This is a genomic window from Mesorhizobium sp. B2-8-9, assembly GCF_006439475.1.
GTDB lineage: Bacteria > Pseudomonadota > Alphaproteobacteria > Rhizobiales > Rhizobiaceae > Mesorhizobium.
The window spans coordinates 85,026-103,609 of sequence record NZ_VFTQ01000009.1 but is presented as its reverse complement, the minus strand read 5'-3'; the positions used below and the strand labels follow the sequence as shown (position 1 = coordinate 103,609).

Genomic DNA, 18,584 nt, shown 5'->3' with positions numbered 1-18,584 from the left:
TCAGACCCGCCCCAGCCGTCGCACGAACATATAGATGATGCCGGCGATCACGACCGAGATCGCCGTCACCACCCAGAATCCCAGCGGCGTGCCGACCAGCGGCAATCCGCCGACATTCATGCCGAACAGCCCGGAGATGATGGTCATCGGCAACAGCACCGCCGTCATGACGGAGAGAATGTAGAGCAGCTGGTTCGACTGCTCGGTCAGCTTGGCCATCAGCTCGTCCTGCAACAGGCGCGTGCGCGCCTGCAGTTGCTCGCCGTCGTGATGCAGCGTGTGCGCCCGGTGCGAAAGCCGGGTCGCCATGTCGTTGATGGGATCGGGCAGTTCGTTGCGATGCGAATGGTCGAGATGGCGAAAGAGACTGGTGAGCGTCGCCATCTGCCGGTGGATCAGCACCAGCTGCCGGCGCGCGTCGACCAGCGCCTGGCGCTCATTGTGCCATGCATCGCACACGATGCGGTCCTCGATGCCGTCGAGCGTGTCGCCCATCTTGTCGAGCTCGGCCGCCATGCCGTCGAGCGACTGGCCCATCACCGCCTCGATCAGCTCGGCCGGCGAGCGGAATTTTCGCGTGCCGCTCTCCACCAGCTTGCGGATCTTGTCGACCGATTCCAGCGGCTGCTTGCGGGCGCCGATCAGCATCCTGTCGTTGAAGGCGAAGCGGAAATGCGTGAGCCCGCGCGCCTCGGCGAAATCGTGCCTGAGGTCGGGCAGGTCGCCATAGAGGAAGTCGTCCTCGAAATCGATCTGGCAGCCATGGCTGGGTGACAGGAAGGCATCGCGCACCGGCGCCGGCAGGGCCTGCTCGGCGCCGATCTCCTGGCGGGCGCGCATGTCGGTGATCTGGTAGCTGCGCCAGCTCCAATGCGCCTCGGCGGGATCCTTGGTGCGGCTACCGTCGGCCTTGAAATGGTAGACGAAGAACAGCCCGTGCTCGTCCGGCAAATAGGGCGAGAGGTCGGTCCCTTCGGCGGAGAGGGCGATGTTCATGGCGGGTTCGCCGGCTCTTGATGCGGTCGGGGTCGCGGGGGCGGCCACGGCAAACCTACCATGGAGGTTGCCGCCTGGTGTGACAGTTCGATGACTAGAGCTGCTGTCACTCTCGACAAGGCTGTCCTATCGTTGCTGGACAACCCGCGCGGCCGGCGGCGGTGCTGTCAACGGCGGCTCGCATCGTCCGCTATGCCGTGGCCAGCCATTTGCGCGATATGGCGAAGGTCCTGAAGGATTTTGCGTCCATCGGGCGCCCGAATGCGTAGCCTTGCAGGATGTCGCAGCCGAGGTCCTTCAGGATGCGCGCATGTTCCATCGTCTCGACGCCTTCCGCCACGACGCCGATGCCGAGCGATTTGCCGATCTCGATGATTGACGACACCAGCCGCCGCTGCGCCGCCGAGCCGGTTATCGGCGTGACGAGCTGCCGGTCGATCTTGAGACGGCTCGGTTGCAGTTTGAGCAGGCTGACGACGGATGCATGGCCCGTGCCGAAATCGTCGATCTCGATGTCGATCCCGAGTTCCTTGATGTGCTCGATGTTCCAGGCGACAAGCTCGTCATTTTCGTCCAGGAAAATCGATTCCACGAGCTCGAATGAGACGGTTCCCTCCTTGATCGGCAGCTTGCGCAGGCCGTTGATCAGGTCTTTGTCCTCCAGCCTTCGTGCCGAGACGTTGACGGAAAAGCGCGGGATGTTGAGACCGTCGCGCGACCAGCGCTGGAAATTCTGCAGCGTTTGTTCGAGGATCGTGCGGTCGATCAGCGAGACCACATTCAATTCCTCGGCCACTTTGAGGAAGATGTCGGGGGCGAGGATGCCGCGTCGTGGATGGCGCCAGCGAGCCAGCGCCTCGACGCCCACGATCTCGAGGGTCTTCGCATCGAACTGTGGTTGATAGTAAGCGATGAATTCGTTGCGCTCCAGCCCGCCCAGGATCTCGTCCGCGGTCTGCTTGGTCCTGACGATCTCGCTCTGCAGCTCTTCGTTGAAGAACTCAGAACGATTGCGACCGCGGCTCTTGGCTCGATAGAGCGCGAGATCGGCGTTGACCAGCAGCTGCTTTGCATCGACGCCGCTAAGCGCGGCAATCCCGATGCTGACTCCGAACCGGCATTGGTGGCCTTTATAGTCGACGGGCTGGCGCATTTCTTCGATGATACGGTCCGCTAGCGCGGCGAGTTCATTGTCATCGCGCCCCTGGCACACCACAACGAACTCGTCTCCGCCGATGCGCGCCACGAAGTCGCCTACCCGGACGTTGGCTTTGATGACCTTCGAGGCATGCATGAGCATGGCGTCGCCCGCCGCATGGCCGAGCGTGTCGTTGATGTGCTTGAAGCGGTCGAGGTCGAGATGCAGCAGCGCAGTGCGATCCTCGGGCGAATTGGCCAGCATCTCGTCGAGGTAACGGCGATTGGGCAGGCCTGTTAATGAATCGTGCAGCGCAACATGCTCGATGCGCGCCTTGGCGGTCTTGAGTTCGGCATTCTTCGATTCCGACAATTGCCGTTCACGCACCAGATTCTCGTTGAGCAGAACGTCGCTGGTCACGTCCCATTCGGCCCCGACCATCTTCGGCGTGCCGTCGCTGTCCTGGAAGTAGCTTGCACGCGCGCGCACATGGCGGACGGTGCCGTCTGGGCGAAGCAGTCGATACTGCGACGAGTAGGGACCTTTTGCAGCCACGGCAAGGTCGAACTCGCGCTGTGCCCGCGCGATATCCTCGGGGTGGATCGCCAGTGCCCAGTCATCATAGCCGCGCGGTTTCCCGTCGGCGGGCTTGCTGTAGATCTCATTGACGCGATCGTCCCACAGCAGCTCGTCGGTGATGAGGTCTTGCTCCCACACGCCGATGCCCGAAGCCTCCAGAGCCAGTTCCAGCCTCCCGGACAGGCGCCTCAATTCGGCATAGTTTTTCTGCCTTTCGCCGAACAGCCGTCCGGCCACCAGGATGGGCAGCACCACCAGCACGGCGGCGAGCGCCATGAGCGCCTGCAAGACCCGCTCGTTCTTCGGCACGGTCGGCCAACCGCCCTTGGGGATAGCCGATATCTGCCAGGAACCGAAGGGCAGCTGCACTTCTGCCGTCACCGGATTGTTCTTGACGATGTCGGCGCCACCGAAGAAGCGCTGGCCACCACCGCCAAGCGCATCCTTTCCGGTAAGCGCCACATCTATGTCGAGAGCGGGATCGGTGAGGCCGCTTGCGGCGTAGAGCCGATCGATGTCGATAGCCGCCGAGACAAGGCCCCAGAAGCGATCGCCGCCCCCCGCGGTCGGCACGAAGACAGGGATCCGGCCGATGAAGGCGCGCCCGCCCTGCCTGAGGTCGACGGGACCCGCAAGCACCGATATGCGCTGGTCGCGCGCCCTAAGCGCCGCCAAGCGTTGCGCCTCGTTCTTGCGGTAGTCGAGCCCGATCGCCTTCTCGTTGCCCTCCATCGGATACATCAGCGAAATGACGAGATCCGGCGCGCCGCCAATGTTGCGCAGCTGCGATTTCTGCTTGAAGAGATTGGCAGCGAGGGAGGCAAATCTCTGCTGCCCCATATAGGGCTCGGTGACGATGGCCGAGACGAGGCCCTGAACCAGCTGGAGATTGCCGTTGATGTTTCCTTCCAGCTTGGCGCGGATGATGTTGACCTTGTAGAGGACGTCGGCGCGCGTGAGTTGATCGGAAACCGTTTTGTTCTGCTGGTCGACGAAGATCGCGCAGATCATGAGCACGACGAAGGCAATCGCCGCCGGCACGTTGGCGGAAGAGAAAACGGCCTGCCTGATACGACCGATGTTGAAATTTGTCGCGGTCAATTCAACCCGAATAGCTTTCCTGGGCGACGCTCCGTCGATCGGAGGACGACGCGTTAGCGATCGGAGTTAAAGGAAAGTGCTTAAATTAGAACTTCCATGCCCGCCTCAAGTTGCGCCATTCGCGGCCTGGAGGCTTGCCTTGAGCCAACAAACTCAAGCCATGATTAACGCCGGCTAACCGGGCCGTTCATCGCGCAAAAATCGCGATCTTCCGTTGCCTCCAAAAAGAATTCTTTCCGCCCTCGGGAATAAAGCCCGGGCCTTCCGGGTCTTGGCTGTAGCGAGGCCATCCTCCCAAGGCACGCATCAACCAACCCGAAGGAATACGCAAATGAACAGAACCGCCTTTGCCGCAGTCGCCATCCTGGTTGCCACCGGCAGCGCCTTTGCTGGCAGCGACCACTTCTCCTGGACGAATGGCGGCCAGCAGGCTGCCGCCGTCGACACCACCACCACCGGGTCCATCGCGAGACCCGAAATGGCCCGCCACGCCATGAAGCCGGCGGCCAGGATTGCTGCGGAAGAGCCCGGCCAGGGCATTTGGGGTCACTAAGCCGGCGGGACCGAAAGGTCCTCGCCCGGAGTCAGAACCGCAGGTTCTGATCCCAGCCGGGACCGAAGGTCCTCGCTCCGGAGCTCGGGGCGAAGGGTTCTGATCGCGGCGGGGAAGGCACGCCTCGCGGGGTCGGAAACCAGAAGTCCTGATCTCCTCGGCGCCGGTCGGTCTTCAGTCGGGCCGGTCGGCGCCGGTTTCCGCAGTCGGGCGGAGGGCAGCACCGGGCCCTCCGCCATCCCTGCATGTCGCCCAAAAGTGCGCAGCGGTTTTGGGACAACGATATGCGGCAAACCAATGGACTACCGCCTGAAACCTGAAACAACCCGCAGCCATTAGAGGAGATTTCCGATGTTCAACATGACGCGTCGCATGGTGCTGGGATCCGCCGCCGCCGCTGCCGCCTTCGGCATTGCCGGCAAGCTGGAATTCGCGCCCGCGGCTTACGCCGAAATCCCGGTCGAGCCGCTGGTCGGCTTCTACAAATACAAGGTCGGCTCGCTCGAGGTCACCGCGGTCTATGACGGCATCTGGCGCAAGCCGCACGACCCGGCCTTCATCAAGGACGTGTCGGTCGACGACACCAAGGCGGCACTCGCCAAGGCGGGGCTGACCACGGAGTTCATGCCGATCCCGCTCACCGTCGTGGTGCTCAAGATGAACGGCCGCACCATCATGATGGACGCCGGCTCCGGCGTCGGCCAATGGCAGGCCAACGCCACGCATCTGCCGGCCAACATGAAGGCGGCCGGCATCGACTACAAGGCGATCGACACTGTTCTGATCTCGCATTTCCATCCGGACCATGTCTGGGGCCTGATGGAAAAGGGCACCAACGATCCGGTGTTCCCGAATGCCGAGCTGATCGTCAACGCCACCGAGTATAATTGGTGGACCGATCCGAGCCGGCTGGCCAAGCTGCCCGAGGGTCGCAAGCCCGCGGGCAAGCGCATCGCCGAGAACTTCCCGAAATGGAAGAACTGGAAGCTGGTCGACGACGGCACTGAAGTGGTGCCCGGCATCCGCATCATGGCGGCGCCCGGCCACACGCCCGGCCATTCCGTCTACCATGTCGATGCCGGCCCCGAGCAGTTCCTCGTCTCGGCCGACACCATGTACGTGCCGGCGCTGCTCGCCCCGCATCCCGAATGGCAGGGCGCCTACGATCAGGACGGGCCGATGGCGATCGCCACGCGCCACAAGATCGTCGACCAGGTGATTGCCGACAATGTCCGCATCTGCGGCTCCCACTTCCCGTTCCCCGGCACTGGCAGCTTCGTCAAGGACGGCAATGCCTATGCCTTCACCCCAACCCAGATCTGATCTGAATCCGATCCTGAACAGAAAGCGACAACTACAATGAAACACGCACTTTTCGCGGTGCTCGGTGCCATTGCGGTCTTGACGGCGGCCCCGATCGCCATCGCCGTTCCGGCCTATGCCGTGGACGACATCGAAGGCGCCGACGCGCCGGACCTGACGGCGGTGAAGGCCAAGATCGAGGCCAAGGACTATCAAAGCGCGCTGGCCGACCTGCGCGACCTCGCGCAGGACACCCAGCAGGCCGACGTCTACAACCTGCTCGGCTTCACGCTGCGCAAGACCGGCGACTACCAGACCTCGCTCACCTACTACACCAAGGCGCTGGAGCTTCAGCCCGACCACAAGGCGGCGCATGAATATCTGGGCGAGCTCTATGTCGAGACCGGCGACATGGCCAAGGCCAGCGAGCAGCTCGCCTCGCTGCAAAAGCTCTGCCCTGCCGGCTGCGAGGAGCTTGCCGACCTCAAGCAGGCGATCGACACCAAGGTGACGAAGTAGAGGACGCTTTTCCTCGCCCCCACAAGGTGGGGGAGAGGTGGCCACGAAGCGGCCGGAGAGGGGGCCTGGCACTGACCTCACCCCCATAAGCCTCGACCTTTTGGGCGCCACGGCGGTAGCGCCCGAAAACCGGAGCCGGCGTTCCTCTCCCTCGCGTCGGCTCCGGCCTTTCAACCTCAAGCGCACCTGCGTGGTCGCGGGCGACCGCCCATTTTCCAAACTGCCTGTTTCCAAAGACTGGAGGAGACCATGACACCGTTCGAACTTGCCGAAAAACTTCACGCCAGCGACGTCGTCCTGCTTGCCGGCCGGCTGCTGCTGTCGCTGATCTTCGTGCATGAGGGTCTGCAGCTGGCGACCCATTTCGAGGGCGCTGAGAAGGCGATGGCCGCGCTCGGCGTCGGCACGCCGCTGCTTCTCGCCACCATCGCGTTGCAGCTTGGCGCCGGCCTGTCGCTGGCGCTCGGCATCCTGGCGCGGTTGGGCGCGATCGGCCTTGGCCTGTTCTGCCTGATGACGGCCGGCCTCTTCCACACCAACTTTGCCAGCCAGAGCGAATTGCTGCATTTCGAGAAGGACCTCGCCATTGCCGGCGGCATGTTCATCCTGGCGCTCGCCGGTTCGGGTAGGCTGTCGATGGACAGGGTGCTGGCCGGGTTCGCGAAGGACACCGAGATTGATCCGCCCGTCGAGCAGCATCTGTCAGTGGGGGAGACGAGCCCGCCGGCTTGAGGCGCGGGTCCGCGTGATGTGAGGGCGGCCTCTACAACACGCTGGTAATCCCGCCATCCACCAGCAGCGTCTGCCCCGTCACGAAGCTTGCCGCATCCGACGCCAGGAACACCGCCGCGCCCGCCAACTCTTCGACGTCGCCCCAGCGCCGCATCGGCGTGCGGCCGGTCAGCCAAGTCGAGAATTTCTCGTCGGCAACCAATGCTGCATTCAGCTCGGTCTTGAAATAGCCGGGCGCGATCGCGTTGACGCGCACGCCATGCTGGCCCCATTCGCCGGCCATCGATTTGGTCAGCATGGTGATGGCGCCCTTGCTTGCCGCGTAAGGCGCGATCGAGGGCCGGGCGAGCGCGCTCTGCACCGACGACACGTTGATGATCACGCCGTTGCCGCGCGCAATCATCCCTTTGACCGTCGCCCGGCTCACCTTGAACACGCCGTCGAGATTGGTCGCCATCAGCGCGTCCCAGTCGGCGTCGGAAAAGGTCTCGAGCGGCGCGCGGCGCTGGATGCCGGCATTGTTGACCAGGATGTCGATCGGCCCGGTGCCGGCTTCCGAAGCGGCGATCGCCGCGTCGACCGACTGCGTGTCGGTCACGTCGATCAATGACTCCGCTACCGTGTAGCCCTCGGCGCGCAAACGGTCGCCGGCGGCCTTCAACTCGTCGGCCTTGCGGCCACCGATGGTGACGCGTGCGCCCGCGGCAGCCAGCGCCTCCGCGAAGGCGAGGCCCAGCCCGCGACTGGCGCCGGTGACGAAGGCATGCCGGCCTTCAAGGCCGAAGAGACGGCCGAGATAATCAGTCGAGCGCAATTTGCACCTTCATCGATTTCGATTTGTCGCTGGCCAGCTCGACCTTGCGGGCCTCGGCGAGCGGCAAAGTGCTGCTGAGCAGGGGCGCCGGAATTCTTCCTCGCACAGCTAGCAGCAAAGCCCGGCTCCATTCAACCGATTCATCTGATAAATCGGATTAACAAGCGAGCCGTGCCGCCCTGGTAATTAGTCGGTGCGGTATCGATCCCGCACGTGTAACACTCGGCGGCAGACTCGAATGGGCCGGGACAAATGGCGGGGCAACCAGACCTCATCGGTGACGGATGACATAACAAACAGTCTCGGCGGCGAGATACTCGGCGGGCTGTTTCCGCCCGGCGCGACGCTGCTTGGCGAGGAAGAGATCTGCGCCCGCTTCGGCGCCAGCCGAAGTGCCGCGCGCGAAGCGGTGAAGATCCTGTCGGCCAAGGGCCTGCTGCTCACCCGCCCCCGGCGCGGGTCGCGCATCCGCCCGCTGAAGAACTGGAATTTCCTCCACCCTTCGGTGCTGGGCTGGTTGCGCGCCAGTGCCACCCCGCGCCATTTCATCATCGAGCTTCTGCCGCGCTCTCGGCAGGCATTGGCATTCAGGCGGCGGCCGGCCGCCTTGGCTTGCGCAAAGTCTTGACGCCGGCCATCTCGACGAAGTTGGTCGCCGACTCCCACAGGTAATCGCCATAGAGGAACGGCGCGAAGTCGCTGGCGCCTTTGATCGGCAGCGGCGCGATCTCGGCGTCAACGCGCGGCTCATAGAAGAAGGGAATGGAGTAACGCGCCGTCTTCGGCGCGATCACCCGGTGGCGCGTCGCCTGCACCACGCCGCCCGTCCAGCGTTCCAGCAGCTGGCCGAAATTCACCGCCAGCGAGCCGTCGGCGGGCGGCACGTCGATCCATTCGCCGGCATGGCTCCTGGCCTGCAGGCCTTCGACGCCGTCCTGCGCTAAAAGTGTCACGAAGCCGGAATCGGCATGCTCACGGCCGATGACCAGCCGCCGCTCGCCCTTGTGCATGACCCAATATTCAGGCTTCGACAGGTCGACCGCGCCGTCCTCGCTGCGCAGCGGATAGCGGATCAGCCTGAGCGTCGAGATGCCGCCCCGGAAATGGCCGTCGAAAATACCGTCCTCAAGCCAGAGGCTGCGCGCGATCGAGCCCATCAGCGCCGCGCCGACCTTCTCCATCGAGCGGTAGTAATGCGCGGCGGCCGCCTTCCATCCTGGAACATCGGCCTCGGCGGGAAGCGGCGTGCGCTCGAGCAGCGGATCGTCGGGCGCGAACCCGGCGTCGGCATGGGCGATGTCCGGCCCCATGTCGATGCCTTCCTTGTAGGACACCGCGGTCGGCTGCAGCGGGAACCAGCCGCGATAATAGTTCGATTTCGACGGGTCGAAATTCCAGCGCAGCAGCTTCCGCTTTTCCGCATCGGGCAAATCGAAGATCTTCAGGAGCTCGCCGCGCCGCTCGCGCGTCAGAAGCTCCGCGCCCGGAAAGCCGCGCGCGGTCATGAAGCCGATGCCGCAGGCAGCAGTGAAGATCTGGCGGTCGGCCTCGTCGCGTGCGGGCGAAGTCGGGCCGAACAGCGGCGCGATGTCGATGGCGGGGATAGTGTCACTCATCTCATGATCCTAACGGTTCTTGGGAGCCGTGTGCCGCAATCGTGGAGAAGCGCATGCGCGATGACAAGCCGCGGCAGAGTTGGCGTTGTTCGAGCGGTCGGGCTTGGCGACCGGCTCAGCGCGCCGAGGCCGTCGCCGCGGATGCTGCCGGCTGAGTGATCGGCAATCGCCGCTTGGGTCCTCCGGCTACTTCCCCGCAATGCGCCGATGAACCCGCTCTAGGCTGTCCGCGAAGGCATCGAATGTTCCGCGCTCGGTCAGCTCGCGCAGCACCTGCTCGTTGATGCCGCCGCGCGTCGCATAGTCCTGCGCAAGATGCATGAAATCTTCGTCCGGCGCCGTATCCGGCGCATTGGCCAGCGCCTTGAAGATGCTGGTGATGTAGTCGCGTGCCCTGCCGCCCGAAACACCCTGGCTGCGCACCCAGGCGTGGATCGTGTCGAGATATTTGAAATAGCTGGCATAGGTCGCGGTGACGACGCTCAGCGCATCGAACTCGCTTTGGTCCTCGACCTCGATCACCCCGCCCAGCCTGCCGAAGAACGCCGCCGCCATCGGGTCCGGCGGGCAGATGATCGTCGCGCCCTGCAGCCGGGCGATCATCGGCATGGGCAGGGCTTTCGTCACCTGTGCCGCTGGCGCGACAAGCGCGGCGATCTCCTCGCGCGACACGGTGGCGATCAGGCTGACGACGTGATGGTCCGGCCGGAACCGCAGTTCCTTCAGCACCTCGCGCGCGATCTGCGGCCGCACCGCCAGCATCACGGTGTCGCAGTCGTCGAGCACGGCCTGGTTGTCGGTAGCGATGCGCACGTCCGGATAACGCGCGGCAAGCTTGGCGGCGATCGCCTCGTTGCGCGGCGAGACCACCACCGGCGTCGTCTTCCCCGGCAGCGATTTCAGCCCGGCGACAATGGCCGAGCTCAACGCGCCCGTGCCGACAAAGCCAAGTTTCATGGAAGTTTTCGCCTCTGTTTCGGATAGCCGCCGACAATAGCGACGGTTCCGTTGCCGGCAAGGGAGGCCCGTCCGACCGCGCTGGCAAGGATTCCAACTGTTACGCGCAATTAAGGCCAGACTGATAGATTCCGGGGCATTCGATCGGGGAGTGCGGCCATGAGCCAGCGCGCGTTCATCACTCTGCTTATCCTGATGGCGGTGCTTGTGGCACTATCGGCCACATCGTTCCTGGGCGCCATGATCGGCTTCCTGTTCGGCATTGCCATTGCCTTCTTCGTCGCCGGGCCGGTGATGCTGATCGGCAAGGTGCTCGAGAAAAACGGGATTGCGATATCCGGCCAGACAGCCCTGTGGGTGCTCGCCGGCTTTTATGCGCTGCTCATTCTCGCCGCGGCATTCCAGATCTGGCGCCGGCTTCAGCGTCACGAGCCGGACCAAGCGCGATCCGCGGGGATGCGGCTGGCGCTGCTCGTCGCGCTGCCCGCGATGGCGTGGCTGTCGGTGAACGCGATGCAGGACGCCTGGCCGTGAGGCATCTAGGCTGGGTCGCAACAAACTGGCAGGATGGCTCGATCAACGCGATTTGGGGCGATCGCATGACTTTGCTTCAATTTCCGGTCACCGGCGAACAGGTCTCGAACGATGAGACGGAAGAGGTCATCCGCGAGGCCGAACCGCATCGCGCGCTGGTACGCTACCGCCCCGATGGCGGCGAGCTCTTCATCCATACGCGGGTGAACATGGCGCTGCTGCGGGCCGCCGCCTCGCTGCCGATCTTGCGCCTGAAGCTCGCGCCGCGCCCAGACGAGTTGACGGCGCGAGACGCTCTGCTGACGCCCAAGGGATCGCAGCGAAGCTACGCTTTCCTCGAAAAGCTTTGCCAGGATCTTGCTGCCGCAAACTGCCCAGCCTGTTATATCGCCGAACAGCATGGCGCGGGCGGCCGCGATTTCTATTTTACCACCGAAGACATCTCCGGTTTCGAACGGATAGCTGGCAAGGCCGCCGAGGCGCTGGCCTTTCCGCTCACGCTGGAACAGCAGTCGCTTGCCGCGCTGGCGCCGCTCATCCTTCCCGCCGAGGCGATAGGCGACCTCCGGCTGGAAATCGCCGCGGATGCCCGCATCCGGCCGACACGCTTCGAGTTCTGGGGCGCCGAGCCTTCCTGGCGAAGCTGCGCGCCGAACTTGAAAAGCGCGGCTACCGCTTCTTGAGTCTGGAGATAGTCTCGTGTGAGCTAAGGATGGCGAAGGAGGTGCCGATCGACGGCGAGGGTTTCGGCTCCGTGCTGAAGGAAATCGTTCCGCTGGCAAGGTCGCTGCAATGCAGCTACCGCGGTACCGAGACCGTCGAAGGCCACGAACAGTTCCTGCTCACCCGCCCTCTGCCCGAGCGCTACAGCGGCGCGCGCCCGGGGCTTTTCAGTCGTCTTTTCGGTCGCGGTTAGGCGCTGCTACGAAGGTACCGACAGCCGTTACTTGCAATTAAGGCCGACCTGGTACTTCCGGCTGTATTCGATTGGAAAATGCGGCCGTGGGCCAGCGCGCTTTTATCGCTTCGCTCATCTTTTTGGCAGTGCTTGTCGCGCTGTCGGCGACGCCTTTTCCGGGCATCCTGATCGGCTTTGCCGGCTGGCTGGTGGCAGGTCTCGCCGCCGCGGTGCCGATGATCCTGATTGGCGGCGTGTTGAAACTTGCGGGCATTCCGGTGACCGACACGGTCCTCTATTGGGCACTGGGTGTCGTCTACGTCGTGCTTGTTCCTGTCGCGGGCTTTCGGGTGTGGCGACAGGTGCAACTGCAAAATGCCGGCAAAGCTAGAAGGGCCGGACTGGAGTTGGCGCTGCTGGTCGCCATACCGTTGATCGTATGGATTTCGACGAAACCAAGGCTGGCCGTTTTGAGGCTGTCGCAGACACGGCAGCCTCGATCAACCGAGGTTCACCGCTTCGGTCCGAAACCCGGATAAGGGTTGAGCGGCACGATGGCCGTGATGTCCATCATGCCGGCCTCGATCAGCGGCAGCGTGGCGAGATGGCCGCGCACTTCCTTCTCGTCGGCCGCCTCGAACATCATGCCGCTGCCGGGAACGTCGCCGCGGTTCCAGATCTGCCGCACGGCGCCTTGGACATAGAGCGTCTTGCGCTGCTCGGACTCGGGCGGCAGCAGCGGCGCGAAATCGGCGTCGCCGAACTTCTGGGTGTTGCGGGTGAGCAGGGCAAAGAACTGCATGGCGATCTCCTTGGTGGCCGGTTGATGCCGGGAGATATCGCGCCCACTGGTCAGACTGTCCAAGACTGATTAGGCTAAAATCAAGACCTTTGAGGACTTGAGTTGGGGGGCAAAAATGCTCGACCTGCGCCAGATCAGATATTTCGTGGCCGTGGCTGAGGCCGGCAATGTCGGCCGTGCCGCCGAGCAGTTGCACATCTCGCAGTCGCCCTTGAGCCGGCAGATCATCCAGCTCGAGGAACAGCTCGGTGTCGCCTTGTTCGAACGGGCGAAGCAGCGTGTCCACCTCAATGCCGAGGGCAGGGCCTTTCTTGCCGAAGCCCGAGCGCTGCTTGCGAATGCCGCGCGGCTGGAAGAGCTCGGCCGCAACCTTGCCAGCGGCGCCACAGGCAGCTTGGCCATCGGCTATGTGGAGGGCGCGGTGCATTCCGGATTGGTCGCGGACATGCTGCGGGATTTCCGCCGCGCGCGGCCGGATTTTCATCTGCAGTTGCGCAGCCGGCGGACGGCGGCGCAATTCGAAGATCTGAGGCAGCGCGTCCTCGACCTCGGTTTCGTCTATGCGCCGGCGCCTGGGGGCGATCCCGATATCGAGAGCATATTGGTGCGGCGCGAACCGCTGGTGCTGGCAATACCGGAAGGCGATACGCTCGCCGCTGTCGCCGACATCGCGCCCGGCCATCTCGACGGCCGCGTTTGGATCACAGTCGTGCGCCAGCCCGGCGACACCAACCGCGCGCAGTTCCTGGCGGCCTGCGCCGAATCCGGCTTCATGCCCGATATCGCCTATGAGACGGCCGATCCTTTGACTTCGCTTGGCCTTGTCAGCGCCGGGCTGGGCCTGGCGACGGTACAGGAAAGCCTGCGCTCGACCGCGCCTCCCGGCATCGTCTTCCGGGACCTGTTCTGGTTCAAGCGCAGCGTTGAGATCCACCTTGCTTGGCGGCGCAATGATCGGAGGGTGGCGATTGCGGATTTGAGGAAGGCGGTAAGTAGGGGAGTAGGGGAGTAGGGGAGTAGGGGAGTCACTTCCGGGGTGCCGTTTTGCGGCAACCTAACATACTCCCTTACTCCCCTATTCCCTTACTCCCCTAGATCTACATCTTGTCGATCACCGACTGCACCCCTTCAGTCGGCGCGTCGACCGACGAGCCGGCCACCATGATGGCGGCGACGATCGCTTCCGGGTCGTCAACCACCAGTGGCTTCACCTTATGCGCGGTGTGGATGAAGCCTTCCTCGGACATATGCTCGATCAGTGTCAGCATCGGGTCCCAGAAACCTTTGACGTTGGCAAAGACGATCGGCTTGCGGTGGTGGCCGAGCTGCGCCCAGGTCATGATCTCGACGATCTCCTCCACCGTGCCGATGCCGCCCGGCAGCGCCACAAAGGCGTCGGATTTCTCGAACATGCTATGCTTGCGCTCGTGCATGTTGTCGGTGATCAAGAGTTCGTCGAGCTTGTCGAGCGCGGTTTCGGTCGCCTCCTTGTTGATCAGGAAGCGCGGGATGATGCCGGTGACCTTACCGCCGGCCTTGAGCGCGCCGTCGGCGACAGCGCCCATGATGCCCTTGGTGCCGCCGCCATAGATGAGGCGCAACCCGGATTTGGCAAGCGAGCGGCCAAGTGTGTGGCCGGCCTTGATATAGGCCTCGTCGCGGCCCGGAGACGAGCCGCAATAGACGCAGACGGATCGAATCGTGTTCATGGCGATGATTGGTGATGGGGACGGTCGGCCGGGTCAAGCCCGCGGACGGGCTTTTTCTTGTCGGACTCGGGAAAACACGCTAGACCGGGCGTTAGGTGGCTAAGGGGGCAATACGGAATTATGGCGATCAATCCTTCTAAGGCGTTTTTGTTCGCGGCGGGTGGCGTTGTCGCCGTCGCGGCGGTCGCCTACGGCTCGGGCGCGCTCGATCCTTACATCAACGACCAGAAGCCGGCGCAGGTCGCGACGCTGCCGCAGACCGATGCGAAACCGGCTGAATCCTCGAGCACCGGCACAGAGGCGCGCGTGCCCCAGGCTCCGGCAAACACAATGGCTCCGGCGAACACGATGGCGCCAGCCAACACCATGGCGCCCGCCAATAAGATGGCGCCGGCCAACAACGCCATGGCGCCGGCCGCCCAGGCGCCCGCCGCCGGCCCGACATTGCCGACCTTCGATGTCGTGCGGGTCGAGGGCAATGGCTCGATCGTCGTCGCCGGCAGCGCCGCGCCCAACGCCAAGGTCGAGATCTTGAATGGCGGCACGGTGCTCGGCTCGACCGAGTCCGGACCCGACGGCGCCTTCGCCATCGTGCTCGACGATCCGCTGAAGCCCGGCGACTATACGATCACGCTGCGCCAGACGGTTGGCGGCATTGCCGTTGCCTCGGCCCAGACCGCCGTCGTGTCGGTGCCGCAGAGCCCGACCGGCCAGGTGCTGGCCATGGTCGAGGAGCCGGGCAAGGCCTCGCAACTGATCACCGTTCCTGAGACTGAGAGCAAGCCGGCGGCGCCGGCGGCGACCGATCAGGCAGCGGCGCCTGCGACCCAAGCTCCGGCAACGACCGCGCCGGCGGCATCGGGCACGGCCTCGGCGCCGGCCGCGACCGCGCCGGCCGCCACAGACCAGGCGACCGCGCCGGCTGCGGCCGCCGCGGCGGAACCCAAGATCGCGGTCGAAGCAGTCGAAATCGACGGCAGCAAGATCTTCGTCGCCGGCACGGCCGATCCCGGCCGCAAGGTGCGCGCCTATGCCGACGCCATCCTGCTCGGCGACGCCAAGACTTCGGCCGACGGGCATTTCCTGATCGAAGCGACGCGCGACATTCCGGTCGGCAGCTACACTATCCATGTCGACGGCCTGGACAATGATGGCGTCAAGGTCGTCGCCCGCGCTGCCGTCCCGTTCGAGCGCGAGGCCGGCGCGTCGGTCGCCGCCGTCGCCCCAAGCAACACAAAGCCAGCCGAGGCCAAGCCGGCCGAGACCAAGACCGCCGAAACCACGACCGACACAGCAACGGCCGAAGCGGCCAAGCCCGCCCCGGCCGCCGGGGGCGCTGCCAAGGTTGCCGAGGCGACGCCCTCGACCGATGTGCCCGAAACGGTCGCGCCAAAGCTCGAACATGCCGACAGCTCCGTCATCATCCGCCGCAATGACACGCTCTGGCGCATCTCGCGCCGCGTCTACGGCCATGGCACGCGCTTCTCGACGATCTATCTGGCCAACAAGGACCAGATCCGCGATCCCGATCGCATCTGGCCGGGCCAGGTGTTCAAGGTGCCGTCGACTTCGAAGGAAGGCGAGGCCGCCGACATGAAGGCCATGGGCGAGCAGATAACAGCCGCGCCGGCGAAGACGGAGTAGGGCACTTCGTCATTCTAGGGCGGAGCAAGGAGCAAAGCGACGCGCGCAGACCCTAGAATCCATGCCGTGACATAAAGGCGATGCCACGGTGCAGACCTGTCTTTTTCAGGCATCCTACGGAGTTCCATTCTCGATCGCGGCATCTCGCGCGCGCGTCCCGGCATGGATTCTAGGGTCTACGCGACGCTTCGCGTCGCTACGCCCTAGAATGACGAACGAGAGGGCTGCGATCTCCTTCAACAAATCTACCCATGCGCCTAGCTTGCCCTCTCACCGTTCATCGTCTATCGCCGATGAACGATGTCCGAATCCCCCGAGACCCGCTGCACCGAAAACCGCGCCATTGCCGCGCGGCTGGCGGCGCTGTCGCATCCGGCGCGCATCGAGATCCTGAAACATCTCTCGGCCAGCCGCTGCTGTTCCTGCCGTGAGGTGGTCGATCACCTCGATCTCGCGCAGTCGACCGTTTCGCAGCATCTGAAGATCCTGGTCGAGGCCGGGCTCGTCCGTTTCGAGGCCGACCGCCAGCGCTCGCGCTACGCGGTCGACCACGCCGCGCTTGCGGGCGTCTCCGCTTCGCTCACCCAGCTCGTCAACTCCTGCTGCCCCAGCCTCTCACCCATAAGGCAAGACTAGTGGCCGAAAAGACAGTATCCGCCGAAGCCGGCACCCTCACCACTTTGCGCAATCTGTGGCCCTATATGTGGCCGGCCGACCGCGCCGATCTCAGAGCCCGCGTCACCTGGGCGACGCTGCTTCTGGTCGTCGCCAAGATCACATTGGTCGCCGGCCCCTATTTCTTCAAATGGGCGACCGATGCGCTGGCCCATGGCTCGAAAACACCGCCGCCGCTGCCATCCTTCCTGCTGGCGCCGGTGGCGCTGGTCATCGCCTATAACGTGCTGCGCCTGATCCAGCTCGGCTTCAACCAGCTGCGCGACGCGCTGTTCGCCCGTGTCGGCCAGTATGCGGTGCGCCAGCTCGCCTTCCGCACCTTCGTCCACATGCATCAGCTGTCGCTGCGCTTCCATCTAGAGCGCCGCACCGGCGGCCTGTCGCGCATCATCGAGCGCGGCACCAAGGGCATCGAGACGATCGTGCGCTTCATCATGCTGAACACGGCGCCGACCATCCTCGAATTCGCGCTCACGGCCGGCATATTTGCCTTCACCTATGGCTGGAGATACGTCGCCGTGGTCGCCGTCACCGTCAGCCTCTATGTCTGGTTCACCGTCAAGGCGAGCGACTGGCGCATCTCGATCCGCCGCGACATGAACGACAGCGACACTGACGCCAACACCAAGGCGATCGACTCGCTGCTCAACTTCGAGACGGTCAAATATTTCACCAACGAGCGCATGGAGGCCGAGCGCTTCGACCGCTCGATGGCACGCTACGAGCTCGCCGCGACGAAAACCTGGACATCGCTCGGCTGGCTGAATTTCGGCCAGGGCCTCATCTTCGGCCTCGGCACGGTCATCGTCATGTGCATGTCGGCGCTGGAGGTGCAGGCCGGCAGGCAGACGGTTGGCGATTTCGTCTTCATCAACGCCATGCTGATCCAGCTTTCGGTGCCACTCAACTTCATCGGCTTCATCTACCGCGAAATAAGGCAAGGGTTGACCGATATCGAGCATATGTTCGACCTGCTCGACGTGCCCCAGGAGATCGTCGACAAGCCGGATGCCAGGCCGTTGAAGGTCGGGCCCGGCAAGGTCGAATTCCGCGACGTCCATTTCTCCTATGATCCCAGCCGCAAGATCCTGAAAGGCGTCTCCTTCGAGGTGCCTGCCGGCAAGACGGTGGCGATCGTCGGCCCGTCTGGCGCCGGCAAGTCGACCATCTCCCGGCTGCTGTTCCGTTTCTACGACGTTCAGGGCGGCCAGGTGCTGATCGACGGCCAAGACATCCGCGACGTCACGCAGGAGAGCCTGCGCGCGGTGCTCGGCATGGTGCCGCAGGACACCGTGCTGTTCAACGACACCATCGCCTACAACATACGCTACGGTCGTGTCGGCGCCGGCGAGGAGGAGGTGCGCAAGGCGGCCGAGCTCGCCCAGATCGGCCCGTTCATCCAGAAGCTGCCCGAGGGCTACAAGTCGATGGTCGGTGAGCGCGGGCTGAAATTGTCGGGCGGCGAGAAGCAGCGCGTGGCGATCGCCCGCACCATCCTCAAGGCGCCGCCGATCCTGATGCTGGACGAGGCGACCTCGGCGCTGGACACCCAGACCGAGCAGGAGATCCAGGCAGCCCTCGACCTGGTCAGCAAGGGCCGCACCACGATCGTGATTGCCCACCGGCTGTCCACGGTGATTTCGGCCGACGAGATCATCGTGCTGAAGGACGGCCAGATCGCCGAGCGCGGCACCCATGCGGCGCTGCTTGCCAAGCACGGCCTCTACGCCTCGATGTGGGACCGCCAGCGCGAGGCAACCGAAGCCGAAGAGCGCCTGCGCATCGCGCGCGAGGGCGACGAGCTTGGGGTGATTGTGAGGAGAAGGACGTCGGAGGTGAGCTAGCGCCTGTTCCCCTTCTCCCCTTGTGGGAGAAGGTGGCCTCGCGAAGCGAGGTCGGATGAGGGGTGTTGGAAGGATCGCCGCACGACAAGACTAAGCGCTTGAAGCATCTATTCTTTTCTCGCCTCGTTCCTTGGAGCACCCCTCATCCGTCTCGGCGCTTCGCGCCGATCC

The 18,584-nt window shown here is 64.3% G+C and carries 21 protein-coding genes; 13 read left to right on the top strand and 8 right to left on the bottom strand.

Features of this window, described 5'->3' with window-relative positions; genetic code table 11:
* Nucleotides 1–996, bottom strand: a complete 996-nt coding sequence (locus tag FJ423_RS13730) for a transporter (protein ID WP_140842451.1) — start codon at nt 994–996, stop codon at nt 1–3.
* A gap of 190 nt (nt 997–1,186) precedes the next feature.
* On the bottom strand, nt 1,187–3,724 hold the full coding sequence (locus FJ423_RS13725; RefSeq protein WP_246680166.1) for an EAL domain-containing protein: 2,538 nt from the start codon (nt 3,722–3,724) through the stop codon (nt 1,187–1,189).
* A gap of 421 nt (nt 3,725–4,145) precedes the next feature.
* On the opposite strand from FJ423_RS13725, the gene FJ423_RS13720 reads away from it, so the two are divergent.
* The 4 genes from FJ423_RS13720 (at nt 4,146) to FJ423_RS13705 (ending at nt 6,920) form a co-directional block, all read left to right on the top strand.
* Complete coding sequence (locus tag FJ423_RS13720; protein ID WP_140842447.1) at nt 4,146–4,367, top strand: DUF680 domain-containing protein; 222 nt, start codon at nt 4,146–4,148, stop codon at nt 4,365–4,367.
* Between the two features lie 351 nt (nt 4,368–4,718).
* Nucleotides 4,719–5,690 carry an MBL fold metallo-hydrolase gene (locus tag FJ423_RS13715; RefSeq protein ID WP_140842445.1) on the top strand — a complete coding sequence of 324 codons (972 nt, stop codon included), beginning with the start codon at nt 4,719–4,721 and terminating at the stop codon, nt 5,688–5,690.
* Between the two features lie 36 nt (nt 5,691–5,726).
* Nucleotides 5,727–6,188 (top strand): tetratricopeptide repeat protein, encoded by a 462-nt coding sequence (locus FJ423_RS13710; protein WP_140842443.1) that lies wholly within the window; start codon nt 5,727–5,729, stop codon nt 6,186–6,188.
* Nucleotides 6,189–6,437: 249 nt separating this feature from the next.
* Nucleotides 6,438–6,920: a DoxX family protein gene (locus FJ423_RS13705; protein WP_140842441.1), complete on the top strand. Its 483-nt coding sequence runs from the start codon at nt 6,438–6,440 to the stop codon at nt 6,918–6,920.
* A gap of 31 nt (nt 6,921–6,951) precedes the next feature.
* Here FJ423_RS13705 and FJ423_RS13700 read toward each other — a convergent pair whose 3' ends face one another.
* Both FJ423_RS13700 and FJ423_RS34595 read right to left on the bottom strand, forming a co-directional pair.
* Nucleotides 6,952–7,734: a glucose 1-dehydrogenase gene (locus FJ423_RS13700; RefSeq protein ID WP_140842439.1), complete on the bottom strand. Its 783-nt coding sequence runs from the start codon at nt 7,732–7,734 to the stop codon at nt 6,952–6,954.
* Complete coding sequence (locus FJ423_RS34595) at nt 7,721–7,852, bottom strand: hypothetical protein (protein ID WP_281408970.1); 132 nt, start codon at nt 7,850–7,852, stop codon at nt 7,721–7,723. Before FJ423_RS34595 ends, FJ423_RS13700 begins: the two co-directional genes overlap by 14 nt.
* Before the next feature lie 120 nt (nt 7,853–7,972).
* Here FJ423_RS34595 and FJ423_RS13695 point away from each other — a divergent pair, with 120 nt between their 5' ends.
* A complete protein-coding gene (locus tag FJ423_RS13695) occupies nt 7,973–8,362 on the top strand; it encodes a GntR family transcriptional regulator (protein WP_140842437.1) in 390 nt (129 codons plus the stop codon).
* On the opposite strand, the gene FJ423_RS13690 is transcribed toward FJ423_RS13695, so the two are convergent.
* Nucleotides 8,322–9,350 (bottom strand): 2OG-Fe(II) oxygenase family protein, encoded by a 1,029-nt coding sequence (locus FJ423_RS13690; protein ID WP_140842435.1) that lies wholly within the window; start codon nt 9,348–9,350, stop codon nt 8,322–8,324. The genes FJ423_RS13695 and FJ423_RS13690 overlap by 41 nt on opposite strands.
* A 186-nt stretch (nt 9,351–9,536) precedes the next feature.
* Nucleotides 9,537–10,307 (bottom strand): pyrroline-5-carboxylate reductase, encoded by a 771-nt coding sequence (locus FJ423_RS13685; protein WP_140842433.1) that lies wholly within the window; start codon nt 10,305–10,307, stop codon nt 9,537–9,539.
* Between the two features lie 159 nt (nt 10,308–10,466).
* On the opposite strand from FJ423_RS13685, the gene FJ423_RS13680 reads away from it, so the two are divergent.
* The 4 genes from FJ423_RS13680 (at nt 10,467) to FJ423_RS13665 (ending at nt 12,278) form a co-directional block, all read left to right on the top strand.
* A complete protein-coding gene (locus tag FJ423_RS13680) occupies nt 10,467–10,841 on the top strand; it encodes a hypothetical protein (protein ID WP_140842431.1) in 375 nt (124 codons plus the stop codon).
* 65 nt (nt 10,842–10,906) lie between these two features.
* Nucleotides 10,907–11,524: a hypothetical protein gene (locus FJ423_RS13675; RefSeq protein ID WP_140842429.1), complete on the top strand. Its 618-nt coding sequence runs from the start codon at nt 10,907–10,909 to the stop codon at nt 11,522–11,524.
* A 29-nt stretch (nt 11,525–11,553) separates the two neighbouring features.
* Nucleotides 11,554–11,757 carry a hypothetical protein gene (locus FJ423_RS13670; protein WP_140842427.1) on the top strand — a complete coding sequence of 68 codons (204 nt, stop codon included), beginning with the start codon at nt 11,554–11,556 and terminating at the stop codon, nt 11,755–11,757.
* 86 nt (nt 11,758–11,843) lie between these two features.
* A complete protein-coding gene (locus FJ423_RS13665; protein WP_140842425.1) occupies nt 11,844–12,278 on the top strand; it encodes a hypothetical protein in 435 nt (144 codons plus the stop codon).
* Here FJ423_RS13665 and FJ423_RS13660 read toward each other — a convergent pair.
* Entirely contained in the window at nt 12,251–12,541 is a 291-nt protein-coding gene (locus FJ423_RS13660) for a muconolactone Delta-isomerase family protein (protein ID WP_140842423.1), read from the bottom strand. The two genes, FJ423_RS13665 and FJ423_RS13660, sit on opposite strands and share 28 nt — an antisense overlap.
* Nucleotides 12,542–12,656: 115 nt before the next feature.
* Between FJ423_RS13660 and FJ423_RS13655 the strand changes: the two genes are divergently transcribed.
* Nucleotides 12,657–13,553, top strand: a complete 897-nt coding sequence (locus tag FJ423_RS13655) for a LysR family transcriptional regulator (protein ID WP_140842420.1) — start codon at nt 12,657–12,659, stop codon at nt 13,551–13,553.
* A gap of 85 nt (nt 13,554–13,638) precedes the next feature.
* On the opposite strand, the gene FJ423_RS13650 is transcribed toward FJ423_RS13655, so the two are convergent.
* Nucleotides 13,639–14,250 (bottom strand): TIGR00730 family Rossman fold protein, encoded by a 612-nt coding sequence (locus FJ423_RS13650; RefSeq protein ID WP_095766979.1) that lies wholly within the window; start codon nt 14,248–14,250, stop codon nt 13,639–13,641.
* Between the two features lie 120 nt (nt 14,251–14,370).
* Between FJ423_RS13650 and FJ423_RS13645 the strand changes: the two genes are divergently transcribed.
* The 3 genes from FJ423_RS13645 (at nt 14,371) to FJ423_RS13635 (ending at nt 18,413) form a co-directional block, all read left to right on the top strand.
* Nucleotides 14,371–15,894 (top strand): LysM peptidoglycan-binding domain-containing protein, encoded by a 1,524-nt coding sequence (locus FJ423_RS13645; RefSeq protein ID WP_140842418.1) that lies wholly within the window; start codon nt 14,371–14,373, stop codon nt 15,892–15,894.
* 300 nt (nt 15,895–16,194) lie between these two features.
* A complete protein-coding gene (locus FJ423_RS13640) occupies nt 16,195–16,530 on the top strand; it encodes a metalloregulator ArsR/SmtB family transcription factor (RefSeq protein WP_140842416.1) in 336 nt (111 codons plus the stop codon).
* Nucleotides 16,530–18,413 carry an ABC transporter ATP-binding protein/permease gene (locus FJ423_RS13635; protein ID WP_140842414.1) on the top strand — a complete coding sequence of 628 codons (1,884 nt, stop codon included), beginning with the start codon at nt 16,530–16,532 and terminating at the stop codon, nt 18,411–18,413. The genes FJ423_RS13640 and FJ423_RS13635 overlap by 1 nt, the downstream gene beginning before the upstream one ends.
* The last annotated feature ends 171 nt before the right edge of the window (nt 18,414–18,584 follow it).